The organism is Amycolatopsis sp. CB00013, assembly GCF_001905755.1.
GTDB classification, from domain to species: Bacteria; Actinomycetota; Actinomycetes; order Mycobacteriales; family Pseudonocardiaceae; genus Amycolatopsis; species Amycolatopsis japonica.
The window spans coordinates 43,176-55,742 of the sequence record NZ_LIWC01000004.1 but is presented as its reverse complement, the minus strand read 5'-3'; the positions used below and the strand labels follow the sequence as shown (position 1 = coordinate 55,742).

General features: G+C 67.5%; 11 protein-coding genes. 6 read left to right on the top strand and 5 right to left on the bottom strand.

The window, feature by feature from the left end:
- Positions 1 to 42: 42 nt before the first annotated feature.
- Both AMK34_RS26785 and AMK34_RS26780 read right to left on the bottom strand, forming a co-directional pair.
- Positions 43 to 1,230, bottom strand: a complete 1,188-nt coding sequence (locus AMK34_RS26785; RefSeq protein WP_073847237.1) for a glycosyltransferase family 4 protein — start codon at positions 1,228 to 1,230, stop codon at positions 43 to 45.
- Entirely contained in the window at positions 1,211 to 2,527 is a 1,317-nt protein-coding gene (locus AMK34_RS26780; RefSeq protein ID WP_038524540.1) for a nucleotide sugar dehydrogenase, read from the bottom strand. Before AMK34_RS26780 ends, AMK34_RS26785 begins: the two co-directional genes overlap by 20 nt.
- Positions 2,528 to 2,889: 362 nt before the next feature.
- Between AMK34_RS26780 and AMK34_RS26775 the strand changes: the two genes are divergently transcribed.
- A complete protein-coding gene (locus AMK34_RS26775; RefSeq protein ID WP_073847236.1) occupies positions 2,890 to 3,897 on the top strand; it encodes a hypothetical protein in 1,008 nt (335 codons plus the stop codon).
- Between the two features lie 277 nt (positions 3,898 to 4,174).
- A complete protein-coding gene (locus AMK34_RS26770; RefSeq protein ID WP_241832870.1) occupies positions 4,175 to 5,542 on the top strand; it encodes a hypothetical protein in 1,368 nt (455 codons plus the stop codon).
- Positions 5,543 to 5,599: 57 nt separating this feature from the next.
- Here AMK34_RS26770 and AMK34_RS26765 read toward each other — a convergent pair whose 3' ends face one another.
- From AMK34_RS26765 to ddaH, 3 genes are all read right to left on the bottom strand, one after another.
- Complete coding sequence (locus AMK34_RS26765; RefSeq protein ID WP_073847234.1) at positions 5,600 to 6,268, bottom strand: glycoside hydrolase family 75 protein; 669 nt, start codon at positions 6,266 to 6,268, stop codon at positions 5,600 to 5,602.
- Positions 6,269 to 6,374: 106 nt separating this feature from the next.
- Positions 6,375 to 7,031, bottom strand: coding sequence for a polysaccharide deacetylase family protein (locus tag AMK34_RS26760; RefSeq protein ID WP_073847233.1), 657 nt, complete (start codon positions 7,029 to 7,031; stop codon positions 6,375 to 6,377).
- A gap of 91 nt (positions 7,032 to 7,122) precedes the next feature.
- Positions 7,123 to 7,968 (bottom strand): dimethylargininase, encoded by an 846-nt coding sequence (gene ddaH / locus AMK34_RS26755; RefSeq protein WP_172843537.1) that lies wholly within the window; start codon positions 7,966 to 7,968, stop codon positions 7,123 to 7,125.
- A gap of 74 nt (positions 7,969 to 8,042) precedes the next feature.
- On the opposite strand from ddaH, the gene AMK34_RS26750 reads away from it, so the two are divergent.
- From AMK34_RS26750 to AMK34_RS26735, 4 genes are all read left to right on the top strand, one after another.
- Positions 8,043 to 8,489: an Lrp/AsnC family transcriptional regulator gene (locus AMK34_RS26750; RefSeq protein ID WP_005151923.1), complete on the top strand. Its 447-nt coding sequence runs from the start codon at positions 8,043 to 8,045 to the stop codon at positions 8,487 to 8,489.
- 13 nt (positions 8,490 to 8,502) lie between these two features.
- Entirely contained in the window at positions 8,503 to 9,255 is a 753-nt protein-coding gene (locus AMK34_RS26745) for an enoyl-CoA hydratase (protein WP_073847232.1), read from the top strand.
- 290 nt (positions 9,256 to 9,545) lie between these two features.
- A complete protein-coding gene (locus AMK34_RS26740) occupies positions 9,546 to 11,453 on the top strand; it encodes a 2-oxoacid:acceptor oxidoreductase subunit alpha (RefSeq protein ID WP_073847231.1) in 1,908 nt (635 codons plus the stop codon).
- Positions 11,450 to 12,514 (top strand): 2-oxoacid:ferredoxin oxidoreductase subunit beta, encoded by a 1,065-nt coding sequence (locus tag AMK34_RS26735; protein ID WP_073847230.1) that lies wholly within the window; start codon positions 11,450 to 11,452, stop codon positions 12,512 to 12,514. The genes AMK34_RS26740 and AMK34_RS26735 overlap by 4 nt, the downstream gene beginning before the upstream one ends.
- Positions 12,515 to 12,567 lie beyond the last annotated feature (53 nt).

The window sequence follows — 12,567 nt, the reverse complement described above, 5'->3', positions numbered from 1 at the left end:
AGGATTGCCCGAGTCTTGTTCAAAACGCGACCGGGATGTCGATCACCGGACCGCGGCCGCGTAGGCCGCGAGCAGGGCTTTCTGGGAGTTCTCCCACGAGAGCGGACCGGCGACGCGTGCCCGCCCCAGCTCACCCATCTCCGCCCGCTGCTCCGGCGAGTCGAGCAGATGCGCGATCAGCTTCGCGAACTCCGGTTCGTCGTTCGCCGGCGCGTACAGCGCGGCCTCCCCGGCCGAAACGCGGGCCTCCCGCAGTTCGAAGGAGACGATCGGACGGCTCATCGCCATGTACTCCATGATCTTGTTCATGGTCGACACGTCGTTGAGCGGGTTCAGCGGATCCGGCGAAAGGCAGACGTCGGCCGAGGACAGGTAGCGCAGCAGATCCTCGTCGGAGATCCGGCCGGTGAACTCGACCTGATCGTCGAGCTTCAGTTCCTTGGACAACGCCACCATGGCGTCGAAGGCGTCACCGGAACCGATGAAGACGGCATGCCAGTCGTCGCGGCCGACCTCGTCACGCAGCGAAGCGAGCGCGCGCAACGCGTAGTCGACGCCGTCCTGCGGGCCCATCACGCCGAGGTATGCCAGCAGATGCGGCTTGCCCTTCTTCAGTTCGGGCTCGGCAGGCACCAGGTGGAACCGCTCGACCACCGGCGCGCTGCGCACGACGAAGACGTCGTCCGGCGACTTTCCGCCGCGTTTCACGGCGACGTCCTTATAGCTCTCGTTGGTCGCGATGACGACGTCGGCCGTCTTGTAGGTGCGGCGCTCCAGCGCGCAGACCGCGCGGTACAGGAAGTCCTCGCCGCGGTCGAAGCGCGAGAGGTACAGCTCGGGACAGAGGTCGTGCTGGTCGAAGATGAACCTCGCGCCCTGGCGCTTGAGGTACAGCGCGACCAGGAACAGCAGGTCCGGCGGATTGCAGGCGTGCACCACGTCGACCCGGCCGACCTTGCGGGCGAGCCGGAGCGTGTGCCACAGCGCGGATCCGTACTCCTGGACGTATCCGGCCGGACCGCCGGTGGCGGCCTTCAGCGGGTACCGCAGGATGTGGACGCCGTCGATGGTGACCTCGGCTTCGGTGTCCCGTTTCGTCCCTTGTGGACAGATGACGTGGACTTCCCAGCCGGCGTCGCGGAGGGTCTGGCACTCCTGCCAGACGCGGCGATCGAAGGGGACGGAAAGGTTCTCGACGAGGATGAGAGCTTTACCAGGCAAGACCGACATATCCCTCTTCAGCCCGGCGCTCGGCGGCGTCGGGTACGCGGACGAGATCGATGATGGTGTGGCCGCCACCGGCCGGGAGCGCCGCGAGGACCTCCGGGTCGGAGGAGCCGACGAGGCAGACCTCGGCGTGGTCGACGACCTCGCCGATGGAGCCGGCCAGCAGCTGGCCGAGATGCGGCAGCCTGCCCTCGATGTACTCGCGGTTCGCGCCCATCAGCCGCGAAAGGCTGACGTTGGCGTCGTAGATGCGGAGGTCGTAACCCTTGCCGAGCAGCCGCTCCGCGAGCTCGACGAGCGGGCTCTCGCGGAGGTCGTCGGTGCCGGGTTTGAACGACAGGCCGAACAGGCCGATCTTGCGTTTTCCGGTGCGCGCGACCAGGTCGAAGGCGCGCTGGAGGTGTTCGTCGTTGGAGGGCAGCACGTGCGAGAGGATCGGGACGGCGACGTCCGCGCGGTGCGCGGCGTAGACCAGGCCGCGCAGATCCTTGGGGAGGCACGAGCCGCCGAAGGCGAACCCGGGGCGGAGGTAGGCGGGGCTGATGTTGAGCTTGCGGTCGGCGAGGAAGACGTCGATCACCTGGTGCGAGTCGAGCCCCAGCGCGCGGCAGATCGCGCCGAGCTCGTTCGCGAAGCCGATCTTGAGCCCGTGGAAGGAGTTGTCGGCGTACTTCGTCATCTCGGCGACCGGGATCGCGACGCGGAAGACCTCGCCGGGAAGCCCTTCGTACAGCGCCGCGACGACGTCGCCACTGGCCGGGTCGAGCTCGCCGATGACGGTCTTGGGCGGGTCGAAGAAGTCCTTGACGCTGCTCCCCTCGCGCAGGAACTCGGGGTTCACCGCGACGCCGAAGTCGACGCCGGCGGTGCGGCCGGACGACTTCTCGAGGATGGGGACGAGCAGGTCCAGGCAGGTGCCGGGGAGCATGGTGCTGCGGAAGACGACCGTGTGGCGCTCGGTCTTGTTTCGGAGCGCTTCGCCGATTTCCTCGGCGACGCGCTCCAGGAACGCCGTCGACAGGCTGCCGTTCGGCGCGGACGGGGTACCGACACAGATCAGGGAGACTTCGCTGTCCGCGATCGCCTGTCTGACGTCGGTGGTCGCTCTCAACTTGCCCTCGGCGACCACTTGCGCGGTCAGTTCCCCGATCCGCTCCTCGACCACCGGCGCCTTGCCGCTGGAGACGAGTTCGATCTTCACCGGGTTCACGTCGACCCCGACGACCTCGTGCCCGCGTCCGGCCAGGCACGCCGCCGACACGCAACCGACGTAACCGAGCCCGAAGACACTGATCTTCATGACGAATTCCTCCAGCCGCATTCCGCTGCCCGTTGGTCGGCCGTGGGACCGGGTTCGTTACCGGTGTCCGTCGTTCGCCTGCTTTTGGCGGAATGCCTGTGCGGCAAGGGAATTACTCATCGTCCGAGGGGCGCGAAACGCTACAGGGCGCGCGTAAGGGACGCGTAACGATCTCGGGAGCGCGCGGGCTGCGGTGCGGGATGGGTCCGGTTGGTCGTGAGTGGCGTTTCGGGTTCTAACCCGAAACGCCACTCACGACCAACCGGACCCAGCTATCCACAGCCACGTCGTCTCTCACCCTTGTTATCCACAGATCCGTTCCATGCCCGCCACACGTATCGCTCAGCGACGATCGTCGAAGGGTGCCTCTTCACCAACGCTGGTCGGCGGAATCCATCCCGGCCGAACAACGCCCGAGCTGGCCGGTCCTCCTGACGGAACAGCATGGAGTCGTCGACACCCGCCAGCTTCGCGCCTACGGCCACTCTGTCGCCGACATCGAAGCCAATCTCGAGGCCGGACGCTGGCAGCGGGTGCTACCGCGTGTTTATGCGATGTTCACCGGCCCACTCCCCAGGTCTGCCAGGATTCACGCCGCGCTGAGGTACGGCGGCGGCCACGCGGTCTTGAGCCACCGCACCGCCGCCGAGGAGTGGGGGCTGATGCCCGTCATCGAAGGCCCTGTCGAAATCACTGTTCCGTACACGTTCTCGGCGGTTTCCTGCCCACCTCTGGTAATCGTGCACCGTTCACGCGCCCTGCCGCATATCGCGCTCGGGACGTCTCCCCCACGGACCCGGCTGACCGACACGATCCTGGATCTGGCCACCGCGCAGAGAACTCCGAAAAGGGCGACCAATACCGTCGTCGACCTCGTCAGTCGAAGCAAAGTCTCGTTGACGGAGATGGAGGCGTGCGTGTTCTTCCGGCCGCCCTTCCGTTACCGGCCCGCCATCCGCCATGGTCTCGCGCTCCTCGGCGGCGGGCTGATGTCGGCACTCGAAGTGGAGTACAAGGAAGCTGTCGAAGACGCACACGGTCTCCCGCAAGGCAGTCGACAAACGCCTTTCGAGGTGAAAGGCAAGATCCTCTGGGAGGACGTCACCTACGACCCCCACGGTGCCGCGGTGACGGTCAGGCTCGACGGCCGTGCCACCCACGTCATGCCGGACATCGCCTTCCGAGACCGGAATCGGGACAACGCGGCCGAACTGGCCGGCCGGGCACGCCTCGTCTACGGCTGGATCGACGTACGGAACTCCCCTTGCGAGGTCGCAGCCGAGGTCCGGACCATTCTTTGCCGCGAAGGCTGGGAGCCGACCGGCGGCCGCGCCCCGACCTGCGGAAAGTGCGGAAAGCGGGGCCGGTGACAAGAGGGCGGCGGGTGGCGCGTCGGTCCGGTTGGTCGTGAGTGGCGTTTCGGGTTCTAACCCGAAACGCCACTCACGACCAACCGGACCCAAGACTCACCGCAGCCGCCCCTTCCCTTCTGGTCAACCGAACGTTCAGGCTCTAGGTTCGGAATCGTCGACGACGAACGCCGTGGGGGCGCCCGCCAACAGGGCGGGACGTGCGTCCAGGCGTGACTTGGGGGAACTACCGATGCGAAGAACCCTGCCCGGAAGATCGCTCCGCACCGTCGGTGCGATGACCGTGGCCCTGACCGTCACCGGTGTCCTGGCGGCGACACCCGCCTCCGCCGAGCCGGGACCGAACCTCAAGGTGACGGCCACCGTCCAGCAAGGCCGTTGGCTGCCGACGGATTCCATCCCCATCGACCTGACGATCACCAACACCGGTGACGCGACCGCCCAGCAGGTCAAGGGCTACGACTCCCCTCAGTCCGGGGAGTACTTCCAGTTCGCGCAGAACACTTGGGGCGACCTGGAGTACCGAGGCAACGGTACGACCTTCGCGCCGGGCGAAAGCCGGACCTATCGCCTGCACGGCAGCGTCGGCAGTCTCGCCAGCGGCGACCCGGTGCTCGAAATCAGAGTCTCCGGTTCGGCCGAAGCCGATCCTTCGGACAACTTCACGACCGTCACAGTGGGCCTGGTGCCCGCCGGCACGACCGAACGCGTCGCGGGACACCTCTACGCGGACGCGAATCGCGATGGCCTGCCGTCCCCCGGCGAGGACGTGGCCGGAGCGCAAGCCCGGATCGGCGGTCCGGGAATTCCCCAGGATCTGGTCTCGGTCACCGACGCCAACGGCAGGTTCGTGATCGACGGCGTTCCGGCGGGCACCCAGCGCTATCTCTTCTTCTGGGGCCTACCCGACGGCTGGCTGGTCCCGTACCGGCCGGCGTTGCGAATCGACGGCAGCGGCCCGCACACCGGCATCGACAACCCGATCAAACGGCCGCTGTCCGAAGCGATCCAGGCGAGCATCACCCTCGACAAGACGAGCTACCAGCCAGGCGACGCGGTCAAGGCGACGGTCACGCTGACGAACGTCGGAACCGTGCCGCTGACCGGCCTCTATGCCGCCTGCGATCCGGTCGGCGCCGCGAACGCCGTGGAAGTCACACCGTCGAACTGGGGCCCGTTCAGTCCGCTGACCCAGGCCGGCTCGCTCGCGCCCGGCCAGCGTCTCGTCCTCGATGTCGCGGGCAAGGTGCCCGCGAAGGCTCCGTACTTCGGCTCGACCCACCTCCATTGCCTCTTCGAGGGCAAGACCCACCTGAACGGTCCGGGCGCGACAGGCCAGGCCAAGGCTCCGGGTATGAGCGGAGACAGCCGCGGACAGCTGTGGCAGGACAAGAACGGCAACTACCGGCCGGACCCGGGCGAAGGCTTGTCGAACACCACCGTCACCCTGACCCGGGAGGGCGACAAGCGGCTCGTGTCGTTCGCGCGGACGGACGCCGATGGCTTCGCGACCTTCAGGAACGTCGCCATGGGTGAGTACCTGCTTCACGTGACCGGTTCATGGCGGCCGGCCGAGCATTCGATGATCTACCACTACGCCCCGCCGCACGATTTCGGCTGGGATTTCCGGGTCGTACCGAGCTGACCCGCTGAACGAAGAACGGCCCCGGGCGCGAAAGCTCCCGGGGCCGTTCGATTTTCGTTAGCCCTGAACGAACTTCGCCGCGAGCCCCTCCCCAACGGAAGTCGCTTTCCCGTGGTTCTCGATGGGCGAGACCTTCGAGTTCTTGAAACAGATGTACGTGACGCCCGAGTCGACGCCGCCGTTCTTCGGGTCCGGGTTGATGCCCAGCGCCTTCGCGGTCGCGTAGGACGCTTCGCCGATGATGTCCTTCGGGCCGGTGTCACCGATGACGGTGTAGAGCACCTTGTTGTTGTAGATCACCGCGCACGAACCGGCACCCTTGAGACCGGCCTTCTCGAAGTTCCACGTGCTGCTGATGCTCGGCACGACGACGTAGGGCGTCTCGTCGGCGACCAGCGCCTTGCCGTCGGAGCGCGGGTACGCGGTGCCGTCCTGGAACCACGGGTCGGTGTTCTTGTTGCACCGCGCGGTCGGCTGCCCGTCGCAGTCGACGTCCATGTCGGCCTTCCAGAACACGGCGCTCCCCGCGTCGCAGACCGCGATGGTCCGGCCGGTCTCCTCGTCGGTCTTGTACTTGCCGTTCGAGACCTGCTTGCAGCTGGTGGTCTTCGCCAGCAGCTGCTGCGCCGTCGGACCCGCCTGGATCGAAGGGGCGGCCGCGGCCGTCGCCGCGGGGGCCAGTCCGGCGGCGACCACCATCGCCGAGAACAGGAGCAGTTTCCGCATACCGAGCACCCCTTAGTTAATAAAGCTTCTTTATCGAGGGTGCTCAGAATGCCTTCGCCGATCGCTCAGCTCAAGGGTTATTTTCCCACTGCACAAAGAAAACCGGTCAAAAGCGGGCAAGCCTGGCGACCCGCGCCATGGCCCGTCCCGCTCGGCGGCACAGGCCATCCCGGTTACTGAGCACGCCGTCGATCCATTCCTGGTCGATGTCGTGCCGGACCTCCGTGCGCGGCCGCAGCCAGCTGTCGCGCGACACCGCCCCGCCTTCGTGCGTGTAGACCCGCGTCGCGCCGGAACGCCGGAGCCTGCTGAGCACCCGCCGGTCGTAGGCGCCGAACGGCGGCGCGTACGCGCGCACGGGTTCGCCGCTCAGGTCCTCGAGCAGTTTCGGCGCGATTTCGAGTTCGCGCCGGGCGTGCCTGCCGTCGAGCCGCCGCCAGTCGCGGTGCTCCCAGCCGTGCGAACCGATCGACATCCCCGCCTCGACCAGTTCACGAAGGCCGTCGGCGTCGAGGAAACCCCGCTGCCCGATCCGGCCGGCGAGCGGGAAGAACTCGGCCGTGAGATCGCGCTCCACCAGTCTGGGGAGCGCGATCTCGACGTCCGAGACGTTGCCGTCGTCGAAGGTGAGCCCGACGTCTTCGCGTCCGGCCACCGAGTCGAGCACCCGCTCGAACTGCTCGACGGTCACCCATGTTTCGTTTTCGCCTGGATCCAGCGCGCGCACGGGTTTGCCCACGCCGCCAATCGCCAGGATCACCATCCGCGCCTCATTCGGGACCGAGTGTGTTTCCCGATTAATCGCGTTGGCGAATGGAGTAGTTACATGATCCCGCAAGGTGTCCACTAATGGATTACTTGCGGATCTCCAGGGTGCAGCACTTCGGGCCGCCGCCGGCCTTCCGCAGCTCGGAGATGTCCAGGAAGACGACCTCGTAGCCGCGTTCGGTCAGCCGCGCCGCCAATCCGGTCGCCTCGACCGGCAGGACGACGTTGCGGCCGTCGGACACCCCGTTGAGGCCGAAGCACTCCGCGTCGGCACGGTCCGCGATTACCGCGTCGGGGAACATCCGCTCCAGCACCTTCCGCGACCCGGCCGAGAAGGCCTCCGGGTAGTAGGCGATCTGGGCGGACGTCGTGTCGGTCGCCTCGGCCAGCACGAACAGCGCGGTGTCGAGGTGGTAGTAGCTCGGGTCGATCAGCCGCAGCGAGACGACCGGGACGCCGAGGACCTCCTGCGCTTCGGCGTGCGCGGCCGGGTCGGTGCGGAAGCCGGTACCGGCGAGGAGAACCTTGCCAGTCCAGGCGAAATCGCCTTCAGCCTCGTTGATCTTCTCGGGCATGGTGATGTCGCGGTAGCCGTGCTCGACGAACCAGCGGCGGAAGTGCTCGGCCTCGGCGGTGCGCTGCGGGGCGCGGAACCGCGAGCCGAGGACCCGCCCGTCGACGACGGTGCCGGAGTTCGCGGCGAACACCATGTCGGGCAGGCCGGGCTGGGCGTCGATCTCCTCGACGGTGTGGCCGAGGCGTCGGTAGGTGTCGCGGAGTTCGGTCCACTGCGCCATCGCGGCGTCGACGCTGACCGGGACCGACGGGTCCATCCACGGGTTGATGACGTAATCCACCGCGAAGTACCGCGGCGGGCACATGAGGTAGCGGCGCGTCGTGGGTACACGGGGCTGCTGCTCCAGTTCCGGCATACCCGAAGGGTAAGGCTCACCTAATTCCGCAATCAATCGCTGTTCGCTGCGCATATACCTGCTAAACATTGCGTGTGAACACCATCGACCAGCGAATCGTTTCATGCCTGATGGCCAATGCGAGGTCCAGCTACGCCGACATCGGCAAAGTCGTCGGCCTGTCCGCGCCCGCGGTGAAACGACGGGTCGACAGACTGCTCGAAACCGGGGTCCTGCGCGGCTTCACCGCGGTCGTGGACCCCGAGGCGCTGGGCTGGGGCACCGAGGCGTTCGTCGAGATGACCTGCAACGGCAACATCACCCCGGCCCGGATCCGGGCCCGGCTGGAACCGTTGCCCGAGGTCGTCGCGGCCTACACGGTGTCCGGCGCGGCCGACGCGATCGTCCATCTGCGCGCTTCGGACATCCATCACCTGGAGACCGCGCTGGAACGGCTGCGCGGACTGGAGATCGTCGACCGCACGGTGTCCACCGTCGTCCTGTCCCGGTTGCTGGAGCGCCCGCCGACGCCCGAAGCGTGACACCCTCGACCGCGTGACCGATCAGATCCACTCCAGCCATGACGGCGGGGTCGCCGTGCTCACCATCGACGCGCCCGCGACCCGCAACGCACTGACCCTCGACCTGTCCGCCCAGCTGGCCGAGGCCGTCTCGCGCGCCGAAGCCGACGAGAGCGTCCACGCCTTGGTCGTCACCGGCGCGCCGCCGGCGTTCTGCGCGGGTGCCGACCTGGACACGCTCGCCGGCGCCCGGGAGGACGGACTCCGCGCGATCTATGACGGTTTCCTCTCGGTGGCGCGGTGTTCCCTGCCGACGATCGCCGCCGTCGGCGGGGCGGCCGTGGGCGCCGGTTTGAACCTCGCGCTCGCCGCGGACGTCCGCATCGTGGGACCGAGGGCGAAGTTCGTGGCCAGATTTCTCGATCTCGGCATCCATCCCGGCGGCGGGATGACATGGATGATCCAGCGGCTCGTCGGCCCGCAGAAGGCCGCGGCGATGACGCTCTTCGGTGAGGTCGTCGGCGCCGAAGCCGCTGTCGAATGCGGGCTCGCGCTCCGGCTCGTCGAAGGAGATCTGGTCGAGGCCGCCCGTGAACTGGCGAAACCCGCCGTCGACGCTCCGCGAGACGTCCTTCTGGCGACGAAGCGCACGCTTCGGCACACCTCCGCACTGACCGACCATTCGGCCGCCGTCGACGCCGAGATCGAGCCTCAGGTGGCGTCACTCACCGCACCCGCGTTCACCGAAAGGCTCGCCAGGCTGCGGGCGTCGATGACCGGCCGCTGACCGTTCCTCGACCGGACTTCACTACGCTGGAAGGAGATACGGCTCACAATCGAGCCGCATCGCCGACCGTTACCATCGGTAACAGATAAACCGGATAACCCCCGCTCAGCGACGAGCTCAGGACACTCGAGAAGTAGGTCCGGCCCGTTTTTACGGCAACCTGGGAAGTGTCCCGAGGACTAACCTCGGGACATGGCACCTGTGACCTGGCCGACATCGCCGGGCGAGGCACGCCGATCTCCGGCACGGCCGGGGACGACGCACGTCGGGAGAGAGGGAATCCCTGTCCTATGAGCACGAGTGCGAACGGCAACGGCTCCTTGTCGGCCGTCAGGCCCACCGAGGTCGCCAAGCTGGACCGGGTGGTCATCCGGTTCGCCGGCGACTCCGGTGACGGCATGCAGCTGACGGGCGACAGGTTCACCTCGGAAGCGGCCGCCTTCGGCAACGACCTGTCGACCATGCCGAACTTCCCCGCGGAGATCCGCGCACCACAGGGCACCATCCCGGGCGTCTCGAGCTTCCAGGTGCACTTCGCCGACTACGACATCCTGACCCCGGGCGACCGGCCGGACGTCCTCGTCGCGATGAACCCCGCCGCCCTGAAGGCGAACCTCGCCGACGTCCCGGCCGGTGGGACGATCATCCTCAACACCGACGAGTTCTCGAAGCGGAACCTGGTCAAGGTCGGCTTCGAGAACGACCCCCTCGACGACGACACCCTTTCGGCCTATCAAGTCCACCGGGTCGCCATGTCGACCTTGACCAGGGGCGCGCTCGAAGAGACCGGACTGTCCAAAAAGGACGCCGAACGCGCGAAGAACATGTTCGCGCTCGGCCTGCTCTCCTGGATGTACCACCGGCCGACCGAAGGCACGGAACGCTTCCTGCGCGAGAAGTTCGCGAAGAAGGCCGACATCGCCGAGGCCAACATCCTGGCCTTCCGCGCCGGCTGGAACTACGGCGAGACGACGGAGTCGTTCGCGACGACGTACGAGGTCGCGCCCGCGAAGCTGAACCAGGGCACGTACCGCCAGATCACCGGGAACACCGCGCTGGCGTACGGGCTGGTCGCCGCCGGGCAGCAGTCGGGCCTGCAGATCCTGCTGGGCACATACCCGATCACCCCGGCGTCGGACATCCTCCACGAGCTGTCCAAGCACAAGAACTACGGCATCCTCACCTTCCAGGCCGAGGACGAGATCGCCGGTATCGGCGCGGCGCTCGGCGCCTCCTACGGCGGCGCGCTGGGCGTCACCTCGACGTCCGGTCCCGGTGTCGCGCTGAAGTCCGAGGCCATCGGCCTCGCGGTGATGACCGAACTGCCGCTGGTCGTCGTCGACGTCCAGCGCGGCGGCCCGTCGACCGGTCTGCCGACCAAGACCGAACAGGCCGACCTGCTGCAGGCGATGTTCGGCCGCAACGGCGAATCGCCGGTGCCGATCGTCGCGCCGCTGTCCCCCGCGGACTGCTTCGACGCGGCACTGGAGGCCACCCGGATCGCGCTCAAGTACCGCACGCCGGTGTTCCTGCTGTCGGACGGCGCGATCGCGAACGGCTCCGAGCCGTGGCTGATCCCGAACGTCGAGGACCTGCCGGATCTGCGCGTGGAATTCGCCACCGAGCCGAATGCCGAGGACGGTTCCGGGGAATTCTGGCCGTATGTACGCGACCCCGAGACCCTCGCCCGCGAGTGGGCGCTGCCGGGCGCCGCCGGGCTGCAGCATCGCATCGGCGGGCTGGAGAAGGCCGACAAGACCGGCCACATCTCCTACGACCCGGACAACCACGACAAGATGGTCCGGCTGCGCCAGGCCAAGATCGACGGCGTCGACGTCCCCGACCTCGTCGTCGACGATCCGAGCGGCGGCAAGGCGCGGGTGCTGGCACTCGGCTGGGGCTCGTCCTACGGACCGATCGGCGCCGCGTGCCGCCGCGTCCGCAAGGACGGCATGCCGATCGCGCAGGCGCATCTGCGCCATCTCAACCCGTTCCCCGGCAACCTCGGCGACGTACTCCGTTCGTACGACACCGTCGTCGTCCCGGAAATGAACCTCGGCCAGCTTTCGATGCTCTTGAGGGCCAAGTATCTCGTCGACGTGAAGTCGTACACGAAGGTCGCCGGGCTGCCCTTCAAGGCCGAAGAGCTGCAAGGCGTCTTCACGGAGATCATCACCAGTACGGAGGGGGCGAAGTGACCGCGATCGACCTGGGGATCCCCACCCTCGGCGGCTTGGACCTTGTGCCGACCGAGACCGAACCGCAGAAGGCCAAGGACTACAAGTCGGACCAGGAGGTCCGCTGGTGTCCCGGCTGCGGTGACTACGTCGTGCTCAACGCCGTGCAGTCGTTCCTGCCGACGCTCGGCCTCAAGCGCGAGAACATCGTGTTCATCTCGGGCATCGGATGCTCGTCCCGGTTCCCGTACTACCTGAACACCTACGGCATGCACTCGATCCACGGCCGCGCGCCGTCGATCGCGACCGGGCTCGCGACCGCGCGACCGGATCTGTCGGTGTGGGTCGTCACCGGTGACGGCGACGCGCTGTCCATCGGCGGAAACCACCTGATCCACGCGCTGCGGCGCAACGTGAACATCAAGATCCTGCTGTTCAACAACCGGATCTACGGCCTCACCAAGGGCCAGTACTCGCCGACGTCCGGGCCGGGCATGGTCACGAAGTCCACCCCGATGGGCTCGGTCGACACCCCGTTCAACCCGCTTTCGCTGGCGATCGGCGCCGAGGCGTCGTTCGTGGGCCGCGCGCTCGACTCGGACCGCAAGGGCCTCACCGAGGTGCTGGAAGCCGCCGCGAAGCACCGCGGATCGGCGCTGGTGGAGATCTACCAGAACTGCCCGATCTTCAACGACGGCGCCTTCGACGTTCTCAAGGACAAGGACGAGGCCGCCACCCGGCTCATCCCGCTGAAGGCCGGCGAGCCGATCAGGTTCGGTCCGCAGGGCGAATACGGCGTCACGCGCGGCAACTGGGCCGGGCTGGAGGTCGGGAAGGTCGCGAACATCGGCGAGGAGAACCTCGTCGTGCACGACCCCACGATCGAGGACACGGCGTACGCGTTCGCGCTTTCGCGGATCGGCGACCAGAACCTGAACCACGTGCCGACCGGCATCCTGCGGCAGGTCGAGCGGCCCACCTACGACGACCAGGCGCGTGCCCAGGTCGCGGAGGCTCAGGCGGCTCGCAAGCCGGACCTTCAGGGCCTGCTGCGCGGCAAGGACACCTGGACCGTCGTGTAGGTCACCCCTCCCCGAACGCAATGAAAGGTCCTTTCCTCGCAAATTTTGCGAGG